The sequence below is a fragment of the Paenibacillus nitricinens genome, from assembly GCF_052056485.1.
Lineage (GTDB): Bacteria > Bacillota > Bacilli > Paenibacillales > Paenibacillaceae > Paenibacillus_AQ > Paenibacillus_AQ nitricinens.
Genome location: NZ_CP183948.1, coordinates 2,868,138 through 2,889,083 on the forward strand (window position 1 = coordinate 2,868,138; position 20,946 = coordinate 2,889,083).

Annotated in this window: 18 protein-coding genes and 1 other annotated feature; of the genes, 9 read left to right on the plus strand and 9 right to left on the minus strand. The window is 42.4% G+C overall.

Annotation, left to right across the window (positions count from 1 at the left end; genetic code table 11):
- The first annotated feature begins 161 nt into the window (after window positions 1-161).
- Complete coding sequence (locus ACN6KS_RS12575; protein WP_440962118.1) at window positions 162-1,628, plus strand: glycoside hydrolase family 43 protein; 1,467 nt, start codon at window positions 162-164, stop codon at window positions 1,626-1,628.
- Between the two features lie 88 nt (window positions 1,629-1,716).
- Here the strand turns inward: ACN6KS_RS12575 and fabF are convergent, their stop codons facing one another.
- Window positions 1,717-2,955, minus strand: a complete 1,239-nt coding sequence (gene fabF / locus ACN6KS_RS12580) for a beta-ketoacyl-ACP synthase II (RefSeq protein WP_094877144.1) — start codon at window positions 2,953-2,955, stop codon at window positions 1,717-1,719.
- Window positions 2,956-3,079: 124 nt separating this feature from the next.
- Between fabF and ACN6KS_RS12585 the strand changes: the two genes are divergently transcribed.
- Window positions 3,080-3,928, plus strand: coding sequence for a helix-turn-helix transcriptional regulator (locus ACN6KS_RS12585; RefSeq protein WP_094868620.1), 849 nt, complete (start codon window positions 3,080-3,082; stop codon window positions 3,926-3,928).
- A gap of 86 nt (window positions 3,929-4,014) precedes the next feature.
- On the opposite strand, the gene ACN6KS_RS12590 is transcribed toward ACN6KS_RS12585, so the two are convergent.
- Together ACN6KS_RS12590 and ACN6KS_RS12595 are read right to left on the minus strand one after the other, a co-directional pair.
- Window positions 4,015-4,302, minus strand: a complete 288-nt coding sequence (locus tag ACN6KS_RS12590; protein WP_094868621.1) for a hypothetical protein — start codon at window positions 4,300-4,302, stop codon at window positions 4,015-4,017.
- A gap of 204 nt (window positions 4,303-4,506) precedes the next feature.
- A complete protein-coding gene (locus tag ACN6KS_RS12595; protein ID WP_094868622.1) occupies window positions 4,507-5,676 on the minus strand; it encodes an MFS transporter in 1,170 nt (389 codons plus the stop codon).
- Window positions 5,677-5,815: 139 nt separating this feature from the next.
- Between ACN6KS_RS12595 and ACN6KS_RS12600 the strand changes: the two genes are divergently transcribed.
- Window positions 5,816-6,580 carry an exodeoxyribonuclease III gene (locus ACN6KS_RS12600; protein WP_440962394.1) on the plus strand — a complete coding sequence of 255 codons (765 nt, stop codon included), beginning with the start codon at window positions 5,816-5,818 and terminating at the stop codon, window positions 6,578-6,580.
- Window positions 6,581-6,650: 70 nt separating this feature from the next.
- Here ACN6KS_RS12600 and ACN6KS_RS12605 read toward each other — a convergent pair whose 3' ends face one another.
- Both ACN6KS_RS12605 and ACN6KS_RS12610 read right to left on the minus strand, forming a co-directional pair.
- The gene (locus tag ACN6KS_RS12605) at window positions 6,651-8,093 is read right to left on the minus strand and encodes a serine hydrolase domain-containing protein (RefSeq protein WP_094868623.1); all 1,443 of its coding nucleotides are present in this window, start codon (window positions 8,091-8,093) and stop codon (window positions 6,651-6,653) included.
- Window positions 8,094-8,180: 87 nt separating this feature from the next.
- Window positions 8,181-9,317, minus strand: coding sequence for a VanZ family protein (locus ACN6KS_RS12610; protein WP_094868624.1), 1,137 nt, complete (start codon window positions 9,315-9,317; stop codon window positions 8,181-8,183).
- 149 nt (window positions 9,318-9,466) lie between these two features.
- Between ACN6KS_RS12610 and ACN6KS_RS12615 the strand changes: the two genes are divergently transcribed.
- The gene (locus ACN6KS_RS12615) at window positions 9,467-9,814 is read left to right on the plus strand and encodes a hypothetical protein (protein ID WP_094868625.1); all 348 of its coding nucleotides are present in this window, start codon (window positions 9,467-9,469) and stop codon (window positions 9,812-9,814) included.
- Between the two features lie 166 nt (window positions 9,815-9,980).
- On the plus strand, window positions 9,981-11,213 hold the full coding sequence (locus ACN6KS_RS12620; RefSeq protein ID WP_094868626.1) for an aminopeptidase: 1,233 nt from the start codon (window positions 9,981-9,983) through the stop codon (window positions 11,211-11,213).
- Between the two features lie 97 nt (window positions 11,214-11,310).
- On the opposite strand, the gene trpS is transcribed toward ACN6KS_RS12620, so the two are convergent.
- Complete coding sequence (gene trpS, locus ACN6KS_RS12625) at window positions 11,311-12,306, minus strand: tryptophan--tRNA ligase (RefSeq protein ID WP_094877152.1); 996 nt, start codon at window positions 12,304-12,306, stop codon at window positions 11,311-11,313.
- A 102-nt stretch (window positions 12,307-12,408) separates the two neighbouring features.
- Window positions 12,409-12,697: a binding site (T-box leader), on the minus strand.
- 197 nt (window positions 12,698-12,894) lie between these two features.
- On the opposite strand from trpS, the gene ACN6KS_RS12630 reads away from it, so the two are divergent.
- On the plus strand, window positions 12,895-13,320 hold the full coding sequence (locus tag ACN6KS_RS12630; RefSeq protein ID WP_094868628.1) for a hypothetical protein: 426 nt from the start codon (window positions 12,895-12,897) through the stop codon (window positions 13,318-13,320).
- Between the two features lie 63 nt (window positions 13,321-13,383).
- Here ACN6KS_RS12630 and ACN6KS_RS12635 read toward each other — a convergent pair whose 3' ends face one another.
- Window positions 13,384-13,773, minus strand: a complete 390-nt coding sequence (locus ACN6KS_RS12635) for a winged helix-turn-helix transcriptional regulator (RefSeq protein WP_094868629.1) — start codon at window positions 13,771-13,773, stop codon at window positions 13,384-13,386.
- A 224-nt stretch (window positions 13,774-13,997) separates the two neighbouring features.
- On the opposite strand from ACN6KS_RS12635, the gene ACN6KS_RS12640 reads away from it, so the two are divergent.
- The 3 genes from ACN6KS_RS12640 to ACN6KS_RS12650 all read left to right on the plus strand — a co-directional run bounded on the left by ACN6KS_RS12640 (window position 13,998) and on the right by ACN6KS_RS12650 (window position 17,407).
- Entirely contained in the window at window positions 13,998-14,534 is a 537-nt protein-coding gene (locus tag ACN6KS_RS12640) for a sigma-70 family RNA polymerase sigma factor (protein WP_094877153.1), read from the plus strand.
- The gene (locus ACN6KS_RS12645; protein WP_341134571.1) at window positions 14,527-15,648 is read left to right on the plus strand and encodes a DUF4179 domain-containing protein; all 1,122 of its coding nucleotides are present in this window, start codon (window positions 14,527-14,529) and stop codon (window positions 15,646-15,648) included. Before ACN6KS_RS12640 ends, ACN6KS_RS12645 begins: the two co-directional genes overlap by 8 nt.
- A 187-nt stretch (window positions 15,649-15,835) precedes the next feature.
- Window positions 15,836-17,407, plus strand: coding sequence for an ABC-F family ATP-binding cassette domain-containing protein (locus ACN6KS_RS12650; RefSeq protein ID WP_341134572.1), 1,572 nt, complete (start codon window positions 15,836-15,838; stop codon window positions 17,405-17,407).
- Between the two features lie 2 nt (window positions 17,408-17,409).
- On the opposite strand, the gene ACN6KS_RS12655 is transcribed toward ACN6KS_RS12650, so the two are convergent.
- Complete coding sequence (locus ACN6KS_RS12655; RefSeq protein ID WP_440962119.1) at window positions 17,410-19,215, minus strand: cache domain-containing sensor histidine kinase; 1,806 nt, start codon at window positions 19,213-19,215, stop codon at window positions 17,410-17,412.
- 4 nt (window positions 19,216-19,219) lie between these two features.
- Window positions 19,220-20,815 (minus strand): response regulator transcription factor, encoded by a 1,596-nt coding sequence (locus ACN6KS_RS12660; RefSeq protein ID WP_440962120.1) that lies wholly within the window; start codon window positions 20,813-20,815, stop codon window positions 19,220-19,222.
- Between the last annotated feature and the right edge of the window lie 131 nt (window positions 20,816-20,946).

Below are 20,946 nucleotides of genomic sequence, written 5' to 3' on the forward strand. Positions count from 1 at the left end.
AGGAAACGTCAGGCCATTTCGATGGCTTGGCGTTTTTTTTGTGCATGAATGTTCACTATTATTTAAATAAACATGAATTAATACGAACTTAATTAAATAAAAGGATTGACTATTGTTCGTTTTCGTTTCAAAATGAAAAGGCATACATAGGGGGTATAACGATGAGAAAAGCAATTATAACTACAATGATCAGTGTTTCATTATTAGCAGTAACCGCGTGCAATGACAAATCAGCCAGTTCCATCGACACAAATAACGCAGCTGACTCTGCGCAGCCAATCTTCAAAAATGTATCTGTACATGATCCGTCGATTATTATGGCAGATAATAAATACTATGTATTCGGTTCTCATTTAGCATCTGCTAAATCAAATGATCTGATGTCTTGGACTCAGCTGTCCTCAGGGGTGGTAGAAGGAAACGTACTCATTCCTAATGTCAAAGAGGAGTTTGCGGAAGCATTAAAATGGGGACAGACGGATACCTTATGGGCACCCGATGTTATCCAATTGGCGGATGGCAAATACTATATGTATTATAATGCTTGTAAAGGGGATTCCCCGTTGTCTGCACTCGGCATAGCTGTGTCGGACAATATTGAGGGACCTTATAAGAATAAGGGCGTCATTCTGAAGTCAGGTATGATGGGTAAGGGTGATGATGGAGAAATATATGATGCCACTCAAAAGCCGAATGTAGTTGATCCGGACGTGTTCTTTGATAAAGAAGGGAAGCTGTGGATGGTCTATGGCTCGTACTCCGGTGGTATTTTTATTATGGAACTAGATGCTAATACAGGCTTCCCGCTACCAGATCAAGGTTATGGCAAAAAGCTCCTGGGTGCGAATCATGCTCGGATAGAAGCTCCATATATGCTATACAGTCCGGAAACGGATTACTACTATCTGTTCCTATCCTACGGTGGTCTGGCTGCAGACGGTGGATATAACATCCGTGTAGCTCGTTCAAAGGCGCCCGATGGACCCTTCGAAGATTCTGAGGGTCAGGATATGATTAATGCACAAGGATCTCCTACGGTATTGTTCGATGATCCAGCATATGCTCCTTACGGAGTGAAGCTAATGGGGAATTTCGAATTCCTAAATACGGATGACGAGCTGCCAGTGAGTGGAGAAGGATATGTATCACCAGGTCATAACTCAGCGTTTTATGATAAAGAGAATGGCAAGTATTATCTGATCTTTCATACACGCTTCCCGAATCGTGGAGAAAAGCATGAGGTAAGAGTTCATCAGATGTTTATGAACAGTGAGGGCTGGCCGGTGGTAGCCCCGCACCGCTATGGCGGAGAGAGCATAGAGAAATACACGAAAGAGCAAATTTCAGGCGAATATAAATATGTAAACCATAACAAAGACATTACGGCTGATATCGTGCAGTCGGAGCGGATCGAATTAACTAAAAGCGGTAAGATCAAAGGAGCGGTAAAGGGGAAATGGAAGCTTATCGATGATCATACTGCGGAGCTTACCATTGACGGTTCTACTTATAATGGGGTATTCCTGAAAGTGTGGAATGAAGCAACAGCTAGTAACGTTATGACGTTTACTGCGGTTTCCAAGGAAGGTATCTCTATCTGGGGGAGCCATGTATCAACGATGGAATAATAGATTTTTTTTGAAATTGGCAGTAGAAACGGGGTTCCACTTAGTCCTGAGAATGACTAATCTGGAACCCCGTTTTATGGATGAGTGGTCAATCTTCAAACTTTCGAATCACAATGACAGCATTATGCCCGCCGAAACCAAAGGAGTTAGACATACCTATAGTAAGATCAGATTTTCGCGCAATGTTCGGGACATAATCCAGATCACAGATGGAATCTTTGACCTCCTGATTAAGGGTAGGCGGGATGATTCCTTCTTGAATGCTCTTAATTAGGGCAATGGCTTCTAGGCCACCGGCCGCCCCTAAGGCGTGTCCAGTCATGGACTTATTAGCGGTTACGGGAATCTGGTAGGCCTGATCACCGAATAACTTCTTTATCGCAAGGGTCTCGGAGCGGTCACCTACAACTGTACTTGTGGCATGAGCACTAATTACATCCACCTCTTCGGGCTGGAGATTAGCTTCATTCAGGGCCAGCTTCATCGCTTGATAAGCACCAATTCCTTCTGGATGGGTGGCGACCATATGATAGGCATCAGAGCTGGCACCATAACCGATAACCTCTCCGTGAATCTTGGCGTTTCTACGCTGCGCATGAGAAAGTGACTCCAGAATAACTATTCCGCCACCTTCACCGATAACAAATCCGTCACGTTCCCCGTCAAAAGGCCGACTCGCCTTAATCGGCTCCTCATTTCGAGTGGATAAGGAGGTGGCATTGCCGAAACTGGCTAAAGAGATTTCGGTAATGGCTGCTTCTGATCCACCAGCAATTACGATGTCGGCACCTCCATAACGGATCAACCGGAAGGCTTCGCCGATTGCCGTATTTCCAATAGAGCAGGCAGTTACTGGAGACATTGTAGGACCCAAGGCTCCTAATTTAATGCTGATCATCGCCGCAGCCATATTGGAGATCATCATGGGAATTAAAGTAGGGCTGACCCGATCTGGTCCACGCCCCTTTAGGACACTCCCTTGCTCCATCAAGGTCTGAATTCCACCAACACCGGATCCTACATAAACTCCGAGACGTTCCTTGTCAATCTTATCAAGCTGTAGACCGGAATGTGTCCAGGCATCTTCAGCGGCTGCGAGGGCGAACTGACTAAATCTATCCATTCTGCGTGCTTCTTTACGGCCAAATCTGGCCTCCGCATCGAAATCATGCACGATTCCCGCAATCTTTGTCTTAAAGTTAGAGGTATCAAATGAAGTGATTGGGGAAATACCCGACTCACCAGAAACTAGACGATCCCAAAATTTCTCTATTGTATTTCCAAGGGGTGAGATTAGACCCATACCTGTAATAACTACGCGTTCCATAGTGAACCTCCTCAAGAAGTGTATATAGGTATTTTTCCACTTATTTTATCCTATTACAAGTTAGCGTTTATCCTAGTATAATTTGTACTATACTAAAGAATGTAACAGAGAGGAGAGGAAGCGTATGGCTAATCAGACGAGATTGCAGGCATTATCAGATTTCTTAAAAGCACGCCGTGCTGCGATCTCACCCGGCTCTGTTGGACTGCCAGAAGGCACTCGCAGGAGAACACCTGGACTTCGCAGAGAAGAAGTTGCACAGCTAGCAGGGGTAAGCAGCACCTGGTATACGTGGCTAGAACAGGGCAGGGATATTAAAGTATCTTCGTCTGTTCTGGACTGTATTGCAACTGCCTTAAAGTTAACTAGTGATGAGCGGAAGTATCTTTTTGCACTAGCACTAGAGACTGGAACAGGGAATGGTCTATTTCAGCAAGAGGAATCCTCAATAATTAGTCCTTCTTTGCAGAAAATTTTACAGGAGCTTAAGACTTGTCCTACGATTATTTCAGACCGACGTTGCGGGATTGTAGGTTGGAATGAGGCTGCAGCACATGTGTTTCTAGATTTCTCCAAACTGCCCATCGAGGAGAGAAATATGATTCGTTTGCTATTTGTTCGCAAGGAATTCAGACGTTTAGCCGTAAATTGGGAACAATTCGTAAGTGGATATCTATCCATCTTTAGAGCGTATTACGGACAATATGTAGAGGATCGTTGGTACGATGAATTTATCGAGGAATTAAAGGGACTGCATCCAGCGTTTAATGAAATATGGGAACAAAGTCGTGTTAGCTCTGCTCCAGATGTGCTATTGGAATTCAGACATGCCAAAGCAGGGAAAATGTTATTTCATTTAACCTCACTACAGGTTCAAGGCAGTACAGATTTACGTTGTAGTATTTATACGCCTGCCGCAGATTCAAATACTGAAATCAAACTGAAGCAGCTTATGGAGCAACATAAAGAATGAATGACTTAGGTAGAAGTTCATAGAAAAGCATCTCTAGCTGAACTATCAGCTAGAGATGCTTTAGAGAGCATTGTGAAATGAATCTATTAGAAATCTGATGTTGAGATTTCAATAAATCCAAATGTAGTACCTGCAGCAGTGCTTAAGAGTGCTGCAACCAACAGTGCATGAACTTGCAGTGTAAGACTATTGAATGCTGGAATCGTGTAAGTGATAACTGGAGCATTCACACGGGTTAATACTAGTTGTACCGGATGGTCCGAAATATTGTTTACTGTAACTGCAGCATTAATACCACCTGCAAGGTTTTCATAATATGATTTGCCAATGACAGGTTCTAAAACAAACAATTGAAGCGGTAATACGATGGCCATAGTAACGACCTCCTTTTCTTTTGATAGGATATACTATGCGATAAATCTATTGATGGGAGAGCGAATGACACGGGGAATTAGCACTTTTTGATAGGGGACAAGGAGATTGATTTCACGGACACTACGATACTTATTCATAGAAAACGGGCATGTCCGGTAGCCGTCTACAAGGCTATGGGACATACCCGTTTAATTGTTGAAAGATTAATGAGTGGCTATATTCTTTTTATTGGTGTGTTTACTACCATAGATTCTGTACAATATCAATCCGAACAGCATACCGATAAATGACATCACGGAAATTGTTAAGTAGAGGACCTTACCGCCAAAGGCTTCATATAATGCTCCACCAGCATAAGAAGCGAGAATACCTGATACACCGAAGAACAGTAGCGCCAAAACAGTTTGACCCGTAGCGCGCCATTCCACAGGCACAATACTATATAGATACTGAATAGCTGCGGAGTAGAATACCGGGAAGGTTAGGATTTGTAGAATCTGTAGATAGGCTAATAAATGCGGATCAGAAATCCAGGCCGAAATAAAGAACCGAAGAAAATAAAAGGCTCCAGAAATCGAAATGATGATTAGCTCTTTTCCTTTGCGAAGCCACCAAAAGCTTAAGGCAAACACAATAATTTCACTCATTGCGGCGATAAAGAACGATTGACCAACTAATTCAGGACTGCCTCCAAGCTCGCGAATATATACCCCAAGGAAGGTATCGTTCATTCGTGCGGGAACGGAGCTAATAAAGATGAGTACTAGGAATAGCAGTGTTTCTTTGTTACTAAGAAAATGCTTCAGGCTATCTAGTGTGACCGGTTTACCGGTCACCGGAGCATCTGGCATGAACCAGCTGACCACAAAGCTTGTAAGACTAATCGCGACGAACAGCAAGGCCATCCCTTGTGAACCGAAATAACTCATCACATAACCTGTGAGTAGGGCCATAACACCGTACCCCAACGCTCCGTATGTACGTATTGAACCATAGCTAATTCCAGCTGCTTCAGAGATACGGAAATTTAGGCTCTCAGCTAGCGGATCGATAGGCATTAAGAAGAAATAGAGCAGCATCGCAAAAAGAATAAGTCGCACGTAGCTGCTTGAATCGAATAAAAAGTATCCGGTCACCGCAGAACATAACAACAGAATTAACAGCACTTTGCGGATCGTTCTTGTTTTGTCACTGATCATCCCCCATAAGGGTTGAGCAATAATAGTAACAAACCCTCCAGTACCAATAATGAATCCAATTTGCGCCGGATTAAGACCTTGCTCACCTAGATAGACTGGCAGAAAAGGAATGAACATAGCCAGCAACGCAAAATACAAAAAGTTAAACCCTCGTAATAGTGTTGGTGCATTCATAAGTTTCTTTACCTCACGTATTAAATAATATTTAGATAGAGTCAATTTTGTTATTGTATCATGGATGTTGAATGATTAGGATATAAAACTATGATAAACTGAGAATAATTATAGCAAAATGCAAGGAGAAAAGCCGATGATAAAGCTGGTATCATGGAATGTTAATGGCCTTCGGGCATGTGTTAAAAAAGGGTTTAATGACTATTTCAAAGAAGTAGATGCTGATATCTTCTGTGTTCAAGAGACTAAGCTTCAAGAAGGGCAAATTACACTGGAGCATGGTGAAGAATACGAACAATACTGGAATTACGCAGTGAAAAAGGGATATTCCGGTACGGCAATATTCACCAAAATCAAGCCAATCTCTGCGAGATATGGGATGGAAGAAGATGAAGAAGAAGAAGGGCGGATCATTACATTAGAGTTCGAACATTTCTATATGGTCAATGTCTATACACCTAATGCCAAACGAGATCTGTCCCGATTGGAGTATAGAATGGAATGGGAGGACCGTTTCCGTAATTATCTCTTAGAGCTGGACAAGCATAAACCAGTTGTTGTCTGTGGAGACCTAAACGTTGCCCATGAAGATATTGATATCAAGAATGCAAAGGCTAACCGTGGGAACTCCGGTTTTACGGATGAAGAGAGAGGGGAAATGAGCACACTGTTAGAGTCGGGCTTCATAGATACATTCAGATATCTTCACCCGGAGCTGGAGGGAGTGTATTCATGGTGGTCTTATATGCCGAAGGTGAGAGAGCGGAATGTGGGCTGGCGAATTGATTATTTCTTAGCTTCTTCCAGACTTGCACCTAATGTAATGGATGCTCAAATTGATTGTCAGATCATGGGTAGTGATCATTGCCCAGTCATGTTGAAGCTAGCTGATTTTTCGGAATAAAAAAAGTGATATAAGGCCGCTAAGTTCCTGCACAGGACAAAGCGGCCTTTCTTTTATTAACTAACTATACCTATTGTATTCTTCCGATGATATCATCGAATTCAAGCGGTCCCATATTCACATTAATCCGCTGCTTTAGGATTAACATGTTCTCTAGAATATTAATATCAAGTGTAATCAAGAAAGGCATTTCAACAAATAGCAAGGACAACTGAAGCTGATCTTCTGCAGACCAAGTAAAGCTGGACATAATCCGGTTCATGAAAGGCTCCAGGATGAGTGCAAAGCTTTCGAGCCATTGTCCTCGGCCTACTCGAATGACATTCTTTTCACCAAGCTTAGTGATTAAAGTAACTTCAGCTTCATCATTGTTGAAGGAAATAGAGATAGTAGCTAGTGAAAATTGGTTATCCTCGAGTGTGTAGGTTATACCATTAATTTGATCTTCTAGAGAAGATGACTGCTGCAATTGTGGAGGGTCTATTGATAAGTTTTTTAATTGGTCTGCCAAATTACTTACTAATACTTGGTCCTCCGGAAGAGGGGCATCCTTCATGTTGGGTAGTAAATGCTCCCACACTGTATCCAAAATGCCCTGGATACTTTGGGTGGCGGCAGTAATCGCAATTACCGCATCCTGATCAGGAAGAACAACGCAGAGTTGTCCGAATGCGCCATCGGCGCGGTAGGCTCTGTGTTGGCATCTCCAGAATTGATAACCATATCCGAGCGCCCAGTCATGATCGCCTTCGCCATTGGAAATGTGTTTGGAAGTTGCCTCATTAATCCATTGTTCAGGCAGGATTCGTTGATTATTCCAGATCCCTTTTTGTAAGTAAAGCTGACCGAATTTAGCGATATCCTCTGTGGTAATGCTTAAGCCAAATCCCCCCGTGTTAATTCCACGTGGACAAGACTGCCAAGTTGCTCCGTGAATACCGAGCGGAGCGAACAGACGCGGTTTTAGATATTCTAGCAGTGTTTGGCCAGTAACTCGTTGAAGGATCGCGGACAGCATGTAAGTGGCGCCGGTATTATATAGAAAATGTGTACCTGGTTGTTTCTCCACTGGGACTGAGAAGAAAGCTTTAACCCAATTCCCGTCTGCACTTTTATGAAGTGTGTCCATAGTATCCACGACATGCCCGGTACCCATCATCAATAGATGTCTGATTGTCATGTTGGATAGATTGTCAGTGATAGTCGCAGGAGCCTCTTCAGGGAAGAAGGAGATGACTGCATCGTCAAGCGTAATTAGCTTTTCTGTAACCGCAAACCCGATTGCAGTTGAGGTGAAGCTTTTGCTAAGGGAAAATAGCATATGTGGTAGATCGGACTTATAAGGAGACCACCAGCCTTCAGAGACCACATACCCATGCCGTAGAAGCATGAAGCTATGCAGACCTAAGCTTTGCGTCTCGACTGCATCAATAAAGCTGGATATTGCGGCTGAGGAAATGCCCTGCTCTTCTGGAAGACTTCTAGATAACTGTAAGCTACTTGTAGTTTCCATTCATTCATCTCCTGAATTTTGAGAATTCTTACCTTCCTATTCTATAACAAATCCCGTTGTATAAATACTATATAAATGGGAGGATTTTCAATCCTCTATAGAGCTGCTGTTTGAGGCATCGGTATGCAATTTTTTCTCAGGCCATGAAATAACATGCGAGGTTCGGCTTAATTTCTCATAGATTAGCTGGTCATCTTTTTTGAATACCTTAATGATTAAATGAGTAAAGAAAACTAAATCGACCAGTAGAACAAAGAGATAAGCGACCGTTCTCAATGGTGAAGATAGAAGCCCCGTCACATCAGAATCGATAACAATAGCATGAAGTCCAAGTATTACCCAATATAGCAGACCATATCGGATCATAAGCGCCCAGAAAGAAGCCCGATGACCTCTGTTCGTCACCCGAATACGTACAATCCATTTGCCTAAGGTCCGCCCACCAGTGAAAACTGGAATCAGGATGAAATAAATCCCTGTTACAATCCAGAAAGCACTTTTTATATCGAATCCATAAAGTACACCAAACCCAATGATCCACACCATACTATCGATGAAAAAGGCAATCCCTCTGCGGGTATAGGAGACTCTTTTGGCGGAACGATCGATATTCGTATCCAGTTGTTCTATACGTGGCAGTAACCCGTTTATCCAGATCGCAATTCGGAATCCAAAGATTCCTCCCAGCGTGTTGGTAATAAGATCATCAACATCAAATAGACGGTAGGGATGATCAAAAAAGCCGTAGATGCCTGTAACCTGAGTGACCTCAAAAGATAACGAAAGTATGAAAGACAAGAGAATACACATTCCCCAGCGCGTTCGAAAATAGTAGCCCAGAAACAATCCAAACGGCACGGTCAAAGCGATGTTAAATATCACCTGTAAAAAAGCAGGCTCACGCAGTAACGACCAATACGTTGAAATCTGATCAGGTATGATCTTAGAACCATCAATAATATCTTGTATGAATTGAAGAGGGACGAGCTGCATCATACTTCCCAAAGGTGCCATATTATGTCTTGAGGAAGGCATCGGAAGCAAAACGAGAAAATAAGCGTTCATCAGATAGAGCAGCAATAAGTATAAGATTAAAGCTCTAAGCTTATGGATGTAGCCGTGTCTACGGTATTGGACGATTAAAAATGGGAGTGTGAAGATCAATGCCGCTATAGGAAACAACATAAAGGCATAAGAAATGGGGAAAAAGTAAGAATGAAACATAAGTCACCTGCCGAATCATTGTTTTTGTGGAATAATGTAGTCTGCTGCAAACTAGCTTTCCCGGCTCATTATAAAATTTTATGATAGGGAACTCAACTTATTTATTTAGCGCTTTCGGCATACATATGTCTATAGAGGAGCGTGAAGTGATGGAGAAAAAGGTGCAGCAGTATTATCGCCTAAAGCAAAAGCACAAGGAAATCGAAAAAGAATTGGCAGAGCTTCGGCAGGATATTCTAAGCTATTGCAGTGAGCAGGGGGCCACCGAGACTGAAATCGGAAGCTACAAAGTGAAGCTTGTGATGCAAAATCGCAAAGAATATGATGATCTCAAGCTATATGAAACCTTATCAGACCCTGAAGTGTGGCGTATGCTCTCCAAATCAGATCCCGCGAAGGTAGCAAGTTTGACCAAGCTTAACGTAATCTCTGAGGACAAGATTAGGCATACCTATTCTTTAAAGACCGTAACGTTGCTGCAAGTGGATAAAAAATAAGGATTTACGTGAGCGGTTCCTTTCATGGGGGCCGCTTTATTATATCGAATCGCAACTCTAAGCATTTTGCGTTAAAATAAGAAGTGAAGCTGACCGTCTGCTGTTAAGGAGCTCCGGTGCTTTGGTGCGACAGTAAAGCAACCATAGAGATGGAGGAAGAGAATTCATGAAAGATTTTGATGTCATGTTAGAGAAATATGCGAACCTGGTTGTAAAAGTAGGGGTAAATGTACAGCCTGGACAAGTTTTGATGGTGCATGCACCTATTGAAACGGCAGAGCTTACTCGCTTGATTGTAGGTAAAGCCTATGAAGCAGGTGCAAAATATGTAATTGTTGATTGGGAAGATGAAGCGACTACACGTATTCGTTACGAAAAAGCTCCAGAAGATTCCTTTGATTACTATCCACAGTGGCAAGCAGAAATGATGGAGAAGTTTGCGGAAGAGAACGGCGCCATCTTACATATTAAAGTACCAGATCCGGAATTGTTCAATGGTATTGATTCTTCCAAAGTGTCAAGAGCAGTTAAAGCGGCAGCGGTTGCTCGTAAGAACTACTCTAAATACACTCGTAATAGCAAAATTAGCTGGTCTCTCGTTAAGGCTCCAACGCGCGCTTGGGCGAACAAGGTGTTCGCCGATCTCCCTGAGGAAGATCGAGTGGAAGCGATGTGGGAAGCGGTATTCCAGATGAATCGTGTAGGTAGCGAGGATCCGGTTGCCGCATGGAGAGAACATATCGGTCAATTGAAAGAAAGTCAGGATAGAATGAATGCTAAGCGTTATAAAAGCCTGCATTACCGCGCTCCGGGTACGGATCTGCATGTGGAGCTTCCGGAAGGACATTTATGGCGTGGAGGCGGCGGAGAGAATGATAAAGGCGTGTATTTCGTGGCTAATATGCCAACGGAAGAGATCTATTCCATGCCGCATCGTACAGGTGTGAATGGTACAGTTAGAAGTACACTTCCTTTGAATCTGAACGGACGTCTGGTAGAAGGACTTTCATTCACTTTTAAAGATGGAAAAGTAGTAGCATATGAAGCTGAATCCGGACGTGAGCATCTGACTTCGCTGCTGGCAACGGATGAAGGCGCATCCTATCTAGGAGAAGTGGCTTTAGTGCAGCATGATTCTCCCATCTCGCGCTTAAATAGGATTTTCTACAATACAGGGATTGATGAGAATGCCTCCTGCCATTTTGCATTGGGAAGTGCTTATCCTGTCAATATTGAAGGCGGCACAAAGCTTACGAATGAAGAGCTTGTCGCAAGAGGCGCTAATGTCAGCTTAACGCATGTCGATTTCATGATTGGTTCTGCTGAGCTGGATATTGATGGAGAATTGGCAGATGGTACGATTGAGCCGGTATTCCGTAAAGGGAATTGGGTGCTGTAAGAGGAAATCCATATTAAATAATATTTTCTTATAAAAACAGCCGGCGCTCTCTTCAGTAGAGAGTCCGGCGTTTTTTTATTACCCTTAGAGATCAGTTTTACTTTGAAAAATAATTAAGGCCCATAGCCCCGCGTACTTCAGACATCGTTTCTTGAGCGATGTCGCAGGCACGCTTTGTTCCGGATAATAAGATATCCTCAACAACCTTGGGTCTGGCAGCATAATAGGAGCGCCGCTCACGCATTGGTTCAATTAGCTGGTCTAGAGCTGCCGTGATAAGCTGCTTACAGGCAGAACAGCTTATACTGCCACTTTCGCAGCTATCGTGAATTTCTGGGGCGCCATGTGAACGAACAGCACGATGATAAGCATAAATGGGACAAATATCTGGATGCCCAGGATCATTTTTATGAACACGGGCTGGATCGGTTATGGCTTTACGGATCTTGAAGGTGATCTCTTCTTTTGTAGAGTCCAGCTCGATAGCATTGCCTAGGCTTTTACTCATTTTAGCGTTGCCGTCTGTTCCTACTAGTCTTGGCGTCCCGCTGATGAGCGCTCTAGGCTCCACAAGGATGGGGCTGTACAGCTCGTTGAATCTACGTACGATTTTGCGGGTCAACTCCAGATGGGGAAGCTGGTCTTCTCCTACAGGAATAATCGTTGCTTTACAAAAGGTTATATCCGCAGCCTGGCTAACTGGATAACCAAGAAAACCGTAGTACAGTTCATCTAAGCTGGAATTTTTCGATTCGGCTTTAATCGTGGGATTATGCCTTAACGAATTCACAGTAACAAACATGGAGAATAGGACGGTCAGCTCAGCGATCTCAGGAACCATAGATTGAATAAATAGGGTTGCTTTATCTGGATTAATACCCGCTGATAAATAGTCCAGTGTGATTTCATTCAAGTTTTGAGCAAGGTGTTGAGGCCGATCAAAGTGAGTCGTTAGGGCTTGAATATCTGCTAGAAACACAAAAGTGTCATATTGCTCCTGTAGAGTTACTCGGTTCTGTAAGCTGCCGACGTAATGGCCAAGGTGCAGCTTTCCAGTCACTCGATCTCCAGTTAATACACGTTCTTTTATCATTTAAATTCCTCCTGTTTTGTCGCTTCTGATTAACATTGAATCGCCACCACCAGCCATCATCCATGGCCATCACCTCCTTAAAATGACAAAAAAACCTCATCCAATAAGGACGAAGTTGTCGTGGTACCACCTTAATTGATCGTGTTACCATACGTTTCGTTGGCTTTACGATCTTCTCTTACCTGTACGAAAGAGGGTTAAAGATAATCTCGGATACAGGTCCCTTGATAACGGCGGGAACCCCGGCTTCTCCTACAGCATCCAAGCAAGATGGTTCGGAAGAGCAACTCTAAAGGCCATTCGATCAAGCGCTGGACACCGGTTCGCAGCAACCACCGGCTCTCTGAAGTCCATGTTCGTTTGTCTACTTACCCATTGTCAGCGTTGTTCATGATATTTGGGTAATTGTAATTCTGATGAGTGAGTTTGTCAATAGGTGGAAATTAGAGGGTGATATTCGAAGGAACCAGGTTTTATAATCTAGTAAAGGTATAACTTAAATGTTTATAATCATCAGGAATTAAGTCCAATCTATCATTGCGGATTCACAATATACTAATCTATAACCTTGAAATGGAGTGATGAACAATGGCGACAATTATAAGTTATGGGTCACAGGCAAAAATCCCGTTAGACCCGTTTACTACTGCTATAACGGTTGCAGGGATTCCTGGAGCTGGAGCGGGTCTAGCCACCACGCAAGTAAATATTAGTCCGGCTAATCCGGCCTCTTTCTCCAGCAGAGTCGAGTTAAATGGTAGTTTTAGTCTTACTGCACTTGCTGATAGCCAATTTCTTGTTTTAATCCGACGTGCTGGAGTCGATATTTATAGCTCCTTTTTTCGTTTTACTACAACTACTGATATTCAATTAAATGTTCAGTGGGTTGATGGCCCTTATATTGGAATCCACAACTATGAACTGGTAATTCAGAATGATAGCGACTTGCCTATAAATATATTTGGACCCATATCATTTACAGCAACTGCTATTGGTGGAGATGGCGTAATATAATCCTCAAAAAACCCCAACCATTATGGATGGGGTTTATTAAGAGTGAACTTAAGGTTCCACTAATTATTTATTTAAAATGTTGTCCTCCAGAACAGCATATTTATCGCCATACTGCTTAATGATATGTTGTTCTCCCCAATTACAGAGAGAAGTCAAAATATCGCTTAAACTATCCCCATATTCGCTAAGCTCATATTCCACTTTTGGCGGAACCTGATTGTATACGATTCGGTTGATGATTCCATCAGCCTCTAACTCTCGAAGCTGCTGAGTTAACATTTTTTGAGTAATGCCTGGCATCAATTGTTTCAATTCTGATGTGCGTTTTTTGCCATGCGTTAAATGACAAAGAATTACGCATTTCCATTTTCCTCCGATGACTTCGAGTGTGGCTTCAACAGAAATATTATATTTTTTCTTGACGGTTGATGATGTTGTTGGTGTTGTTGTCATGATAGCCTCCAATGTATGGGCACTTTTTAGTGCCTATGGTACTTTTAAGTGCGTACTATTGATTATGTCCAATTTTATCTATCATAACATTTATCGTTCATTTTTTATAGGATGTTATAATCTTAAAGTGCTCAGCCCCAAAAAAGTTAATACAAAAAAAACCGTTTCTAAACCTTCTCCGTCTTAATCTATGAGAGGTTTAGGAGAGGGGGCTAGGGAAGGATATGACAATGACTAATGCAGAAATGAAGAAAGTAACGATTCTTGATGCACGTAGCGAGACGGATTTCTACGATTCCATATTAGTACATAGAGAACAACTATACAGTATTGCCTATAGCTACTTGCGTAACCGGAATGATGCGCTTGAAGCGATGCAGGAAATGACTTGCCGGGCTTGGATCAAAAGAAAAACATTAAAGGATCCCAAAGCGTTCAAATCATGGATCATTCGGATCCTGATTTATGTCTGTATAGATGAACAAAGACGCAGAAAACGTTCCATGCCACTTGTAGACGAGAGAATCGGTGAGCGGGTTACGCACATTGGCCATCATCGGATGGAAATGCTGTGGGCACTCGAACAGGTTAAGCCCAAGTATCGCCATGTGCTGCTGCTTAAATACTACAACGATATGACCTTAAGCGAAATCGCTAACATTCTGGATAAACCTGAAGGAACGGTCAAGACATGGCAGCATAAAGGACTCAAGCAGTTAAGAATGATCATTAAGAATCGGGGTGATTGGAACCATGAGTAGTCAGGAGGAGCTTGCCATGTTAATCGATGCTGAACGAATCCCACAGGAGCAAAAACAAGAGAGTGCAGCCGCACAAATCTATGCCATTCAAGCAGGACTCGAACTAGGTAAAAAGCGCGGAAAAAAGCTAGTGCTTGCTAGAAGCGCTATGGCTGTACTGACTGCATCTGTTTTGATTGCAGGTTTACTCTTCTTTAATCCAACCCAATGGATGCCTCAACAAGCCTCTACAAGTATTGAATCAAGTGATTGGGGTGTACTGGAGCCTTTTAAAAAGTTGGCTGAATCTGATGTGGATGCCCTTACGTTAGAATCTGCTATTCGAAACGATTATGTGCAAATCGTGAATAAGAGTGCTGAGAAAAACGGATATAAAATCACTCTAAATGCTGTAATCGCTGATGAAAATAAAATTATACTGCTGTATACAGGGAATACAAGTGATGGTCAGGAAATTTACAATGTGAATAGTGTATGGCTGACAGATGCTGTGACGGGACAGAGTGTAGTGGATAAAAATGGGAGTAGAGGTGGGATGGGTTTACATGCTGTGGATAGTATTTATACATGGCTCGGAAAAACTAGCTATCCACTAGATAAGGATAAAGCATTTCCAAAAGAGGTGGTGGCGAATTTTCAGATCGCTTCAGTGGACCCAGGAATGCTAGCAAAACCAAAAACGGGAACGGACCTAGCTGACATGCGCTATTCTGATCGTTTAAAGGTGAGCTTCGCTATTGATTCGAAATTTTGGGAGCAGAAGACCGAGACAGTAGTTCTAAATCAGCCTTTTATGATTGACGGGCATGAAGTGAATCTTGCACAGGTGGAGCTATCTCCTTTAAGTATAGTAGTTGAATTTACGTTAAGCGAGGCATTAAAAACCGATTGGGAGATCAGGAATGAAATTTTTGGAGAGACGCCTAGTGAGTTGACATCACGGATTGGGAAACACGAAATGAAAAATAATTCGATTGGCGGTAGTGGCAGTGAGGATGGCTTTATAAGTTACTTCAGCAGTAATGTTTTGGATCACCCGAAATCCTTGCGTTTGAAGCTTGATGCGGGGCCTGATCGCGAGAAAGAAGAGTATATTGATATTCTGAGAAAATAAGCAACAAGTGATGAGAGTGAGAATGTGCTGGAATTCGTAATGCAGATAAAGGTTCGCTGACAGCGACCTTTTTTTGTTTTCTAGAAGATTAAATATGATTATAAAGTCCTTTTTTAAAATAGTGCTATAATAGCTCTTTGAGTGTTCTGAGCTGTATTTTGATCTATATGAACTAGGGGTGATAGATTTGAGCGTAATCCGTATGGAGAACGTAACTAAGAAATATGAGAATACTTTGATTTTTCGAGATATATATTTTCGAGTGAGCAAGGGTGAACGAATTGGGTTAATCGGACGAAATGGTGCGGGGAAGTCTACTGTTTTTAAACTGATGATGGGAAAAGAGGAGCCAACAGCAGGGAAAGTAGAGTTAGATCCCAATGTGAAGATCAGTTATTTCTCTCAATTCTCGGAGCTTTCCGGGTCCTTGTCTGTACAACAAGAGTTAGAATTGTGCTTCGAGCAGGTAGCGCTCATCGAACAGGAGCTTAACCAAATCGGGGAACAGCTTGGGCAAGTGACGGATGATGACCAGATGAATACACTTTTAGAGCGGCAAGCAGCGCTTTTTGAACAAATGGATCATTTGGATGGCTGGAATGTATCTGTAGAAATCAACACTGTTCTGACGAAGTTGGGCTTCAATGAAAGATCACGGCATCAACCTGTTGATGAGTTATCGGGAGGCTGGAGGAACCGTGCAGCACTGGCTAAAGTCTTAATTGAAATGCCCGATGTCGTATTGCTCGATGAGCCTACTAACTTTTTGGATATCGAAGGGATCGTATGGCTGGAGCAGTGGCTGCACCGTTTTAATGGGGCAATGATTCTCGTCTCCCATGACCGGCAATTTATTGACAGAGTAGTCACGCGGACGATAGAAATCGAGAATTATCATTTTCAGGAATATGAAGGCAATTACACCGACTATGTTCGTAAAAAGAAGATGCGCAAAAAGGTGCTTGATCGTCAATTCGAGTGGGAAGAAGAGCTGCTGCTTATGGAGTCGGAGGCCATTGAAACTCGCGGGACCAAAAAATCCTCTAAGGATCGTTTATCACGTAAGCTGACCGATATGAAAAAACGCGTGGAGCCTCATCCAGTGAACGTGCTGATCACCGATATCTATAGTAATTTACGGTTTCCGGACAAGCTTGGTGAAGTGAAGGGAATTGGACAAAGCTATGATGGTCGGACGATATTCCAGAACATTAGCTTTGATATTCAAAAGGAAGATCGGATAGCTATTGTGGGGCCTAACGGAAGCGGGAAGTCGACACTTATTAAGGTATTGACTGGGCAAGAAGAGCCTGAAACGGGTGAAGTGACATGGGAACGCGGAGTTAGCTATGCTTATTTCAATCGCATGTGGGATGAACTGGATGTTAAGGATACTGTCAGTCATGCCGTCAATGTGTATGGGCTGGGACTTGACGCTCCACGGAAAAAAGTGAACAAATTCTTATCGATGCTGCAATTCTCAGAAATGGATCTGAGCAAAACGATCGGCAGTCTGTCAGGTGGACAGCAGGCCAGAGTAGCGTTAGCGAAATGCCTTCTCTCTGGCGCGGCTGTCATTATTTTGGATGAACCAACCAATCATTTGGATTTGACGAGTATTCAGGTGATGGAGCAGGCACTCATTCATTTCCCGGGGGCCGTAGTTACCGTCAGTCATGACCGCTTCTTCATCGATAAAATAGCAACGAAAATGCTTACCTTCGATCCTGAAGCAGGAATCACTGAGCAGAATGTTTAGGATTATGCTGGGAGCCGGAGGACCACCGTTGTTCCTTTTCCTACTTGACTGGTGATTTCAATTCCGTACTGTTCACCAAAATGAAATTGAATACGATCATGAACATTTTTTATACCAATATGATCTTCATCTAGGGTGTCTGATGGTTGAGAGAGACGAAGACGTAACTGTTTAAGTTTCTCTTCATCGATACCAATTCCGTTATCTTTAACGATAATTAGCATGTCATCCCCCGAAATCATCGTGGAGACTTCAAGGAGACCCTGTTCACTTCGACACTCCAGTCCATGGACGATAGCATTCTCAACGATGGGTTGAAGGGAAAAGTGCATGACTTTAATGATTTCGGTATTAGGTTCTAGCTGTTCAATATATTGAATTTTGTCCCCGAAACGTAATTGCTGGATCTTTACATACAACCGGACGTGCTCAAGTTCTTCTCGCAAGGTTACGGTTATCTTTCCGGTCTGGATATGAATCCGAAACAATCTACCTACAATCCCCACCATTTCGCCAATCTCTCTTTGCCCATTAATGATGGCTTTCATTTGAATAGATTCAAGTACATTCGCAAGGAAGTGTGGATTGATTTGGCTTTTAAGGGCGCCATATTGAGCTACTTTTTGCTGTGCTTTGGCCATAGAAGATCGCTCGATATAATTTTGCAGGTCTTTCACCATTTTACGGATTCCATTGTATAGAACACCAAACTCATCTTGACGATTACTATACAAATCCACATCAAAGTTCCCCATCCCCACCAGCTTGACCTTTCGGCTTAAGAGAATAATGGGCTTAGTGACACGCTCCGATAGGATATACATGAATAAGATCGCAGTGACAAGCGACAAGAGCGCTAAGGTTAAAATGATTTTTCCGAGAAAAGTAGCTTGCTTAGTCATTTCTTTTTCATCAATATACTGAATGACCTTCCAGTTGGAATAGGGAGACGTAACAAAGTTAATGTACGAGTCCTTATCGTCAAAAGTACCATAAAAGCTCCCCGTATCATTGCTCATAAAAGTATTAAGCGTCTGAGGTTCTATAGGGATGGGCTGTAAGGGTGACGTCTCCATGATATCAGAGCTGTAAACACTACCGCCCTTATCGTCTAAAATAATGAATTTTCGTTTGCTATTCTCCGAGAGCTTTAAGATTTCCCGTAATGAATCCAAACGGATATCGATTAACATGACGCCTATGGGCTGTTTGCTTCCTTTTTTATTGATCACCCGGGCGATAGAAATGACGGATTGCTTGGAATTGGTGCGATAGAAGGGGACATGGCTGCCAAACAGGATCACCCCGCCTTTTTTCTGCTGGGTCTGTAAATACCAATCCTCATGCGTATAATCCTTCACATCATAATCCGCACGGTTGAAATTGGCAGAGTAGAATACACGCGATCCTGCAAAAATCTGCACACTATCCACATTTTTAATTGTCATCTCAATCCCGCTGATGAAATGCTCAATCGTGTTTCCGTACTGAATATTCAGGTCGTTTCCGACGTCGTCTTTATGGATCGTCCAATGCTCCAGTGCGGTTTGGAGCTGGCTATCTACCTGTGCGTTCAGTGTCCCTTTATCAATGCTTTGAAGATATTGGTCAATATTAAATGATAGGTTATTAAGGATCAGATTAGAGCTGCTCTGATATTCATTTTTGACGGCTTGGTTTGAAAAGATATAAATGATTGCGGATATGATCAGGAGTGGAATCGTAATGGTCAGGATCATCAGCATGAAAATTTGACGATTAACATGTCGCATCCGGTATCGTCGCTTGGGTTGCTCAATCTGCATCATTTGGTCACCAGCCTGATTGTTTTCTAAAATCTGATGGGGTCATATTCGTGATACTTCGGAATGTTTTAACGAAATGCTTATAGCTTTTGTAACCACACATCGTACAGACATCGGTCACTAGAATCTCCGGTTTTTTTAAGCATTCCTGCGCATATTCCATCCGGATTTCAGTTACAAATCGCATATAGTTCTTATCGAGTTTCCGCTTGAAGAGGCGGCTTAAATAAGATGGATTATAGAAGAATCGATCTGCTACCATCTGCAGAGTCACGTCTTGATCAATATTTTCTTTTATGAAGGATTTAATATGTTCGAAGATGATCACATCCTGTTGGTGGTTATGCGTCAGACCTTCGGTATAAACAATCCCCAAATGAATCATCCATCTACCAAGCCAGTCGAAAAGCGTCTCAAGCGAATCGAAATCATCCACAAAGGTAAGGTTCAGGAGCTTTTCGCTGTACACACCTTCGATATGGATGTGGTTTTTATTGGCGAAGCGGATGATAACACTTAGGATTTCATGAAGAAATGCGAGCCAGTAATCAGGAGAAGAGACATCAGTTTTACTTAAAATATCTTGAGCCAGACGGTGCATTAGCTGAAGCGTCTCTTGTTCGTTAGCACTTTCTATGCAGGAAATCATTCGTTTCTTATCATTCTCATCTAGTTGAATCAGGGAAGGTTTCATAGAATTTGAGTTTTCTATCCATTGTGGCACATAGAATAACCTGCAATCTCTTTTGTAAAAGCGTTGATATAACATTCGATCAGACTCGTGCAGCAAAGTATTTATTTGTGCAGGGTTCTCCGTCGTCTTACCTATTACTAAATAGAGGCCTAGGTGATGTTCTAGCGTAAGCGCCTTCAGATATTGGTCAATTCGTGTCTGCACTTGAGCTTGTAGAGGGAAGTTGTCAGTAGAAGACGGAGATCCCAATACAATAAGACCATAGAGCTTTGTCTTTAATGAATATGTAAAAATAGAGTGCGGTGTAGTGGCAAGCAGATACTCGCCCACTGCGTTATGAATAAACTTCTCCGCATTTTCTCTCATAGGGATACCTGTCAAAACAAAGGGCAGATAAAGATAGTAGTTACTGTTGAAATTACATAGTTTATGAATTAGAGCATCATCGATTACTGCATCTTCTTCTTCTAGTAACAGTTTTACAAATTGTGCTCCTTCCAGCGTGGAACGTTTTAATCGGTCTTGCCGCTTTAGCTGAAGCTTGTTTATACATTTTTGTATTATTAGAAGGCTTTCTTCGTATTCCAAAGGCTTAAGCAAAAAAGCATGTACATTCCCTAGTTGTATAGCCTTCTGAGCGTATTGGAAATCGTTGAATCCCGTCAAAATGATAAATAATGTATCAGGAAGCAGATCACGAATCTGCTCAATCATTTGAAGCCCATCCATTTCAGGCATCCGGATATCGGTGATCACCAAATCGGGCTTTTCACGTAGTGCGGTGGCTATGCCTTCTTTTCCATTCTCTGCTTCAATAATGTTGTGAACCCCGAGCTCCTCCCAAGCAAAATAATGTTTTAAGCCTGTTCGAATTAATGGCTCATCCTCTACAATCATTAGTTTGTACATGAAATCCCTCCGGAAGACTAGAATTATAGTGGATCATTCGTTAGGAAATGTCATTTGATGTAAGATTAAAAGGGTTACATTAAGGCGGAAAAGTGAAAAATTATAAATTAAATTGTTAATAAGTGGTATGT

Bases quoted from the DNA above. Each gene is read 5' to 3' on its own strand.
- ACN6KS_RS12655 (WP_440962119.1), bottom strand. From the start codon at position 19,215: ATGATGCAGATTGAGCAACCCAAGCGACGATACCGGATGCGACATGTT.
- ACN6KS_RS12630 (WP_094868628.1), top strand. From the start codon at position 12,895: ATGGCGACAATTATAAGTTATGGGTCACAGGCAAAAATCCCGTTAGAC.
- ACN6KS_RS12605 (WP_094868623.1), bottom strand. From the start codon at position 8,093: ATGGAAACTACAAGTAGCTTACAGTTATCTAGAAGTCTTCCAGAAGAG.
- ACN6KS_RS12610 (WP_094868624.1), bottom strand. From the start codon at position 9,317: ATGTTTCATTCTTACTTTTTCCCCATTTCTTATGCCTTTATGTTGTTT.
- ACN6KS_RS12590 (WP_094868621.1), bottom strand. From the start codon at position 4,302: ATGGCCATCGTATTACCGCTTCAATTGTTTGTTTTAGAACCTGTCATT.
- ACN6KS_RS12585 (WP_094868620.1), top strand. From the start codon at position 3,080: ATGGCTAATCAGACGAGATTGCAGGCATTATCAGATTTCTTAAAAGCA.
- ACN6KS_RS12640 (WP_094877153.1), top strand. From the start codon at position 13,998: ATGACAATGACTAATGCAGAAATGAAGAAAGTAACGATTCTTGATGCA.
- ACN6KS_RS12645 (WP_341134571.1), top strand. From the start codon at position 14,527: ATGAGTAGTCAGGAGGAGCTTGCCATGTTAATCGATGCTGAACGAATC.
- ACN6KS_RS12615 (WP_094868625.1), top strand. From the start codon at position 9,467: ATGGAGAAAAAGGTGCAGCAGTATTATCGCCTAAAGCAAAAGCACAAG.
- ACN6KS_RS12575 (WP_440962118.1), top strand. From the start codon at position 162: ATGAGAAAAGCAATTATAACTACAATGATCAGTGTTTCATTATTAGCA.
- trpS (WP_094877152.1), bottom strand. From the start codon at position 12,306: ATGATAAAAGAACGTGTATTAACTGGAGATCGAGTGACTGGAAAGCTG.
- fabF (WP_094877144.1), bottom strand. From the start codon at position 2,955: ATGGAACGCGTAGTTATTACAGGTATGGGTCTAATCTCACCCCTTGGA.
- ACN6KS_RS12660 (WP_440962120.1), bottom strand. From the start codon at position 20,815: ATGTACAAACTAATGATTGTAGAGGATGAGCCATTAATTCGAACAGGC.
- ACN6KS_RS12620 (WP_094868626.1), top strand. From the start codon at position 9,981: ATGAAAGATTTTGATGTCATGTTAGAGAAATATGCGAACCTGGTTGTA.
- ACN6KS_RS12595 (WP_094868622.1), bottom strand. From the start codon at position 5,676: ATGAATGCACCAACACTATTACGAGGGTTTAACTTTTTGTATTTTGCG.
- ACN6KS_RS12635 (WP_094868629.1), bottom strand. From the start codon at position 13,773: ATGACAACAACACCAACAACATCATCAACCGTCAAGAAAAAATATAAT.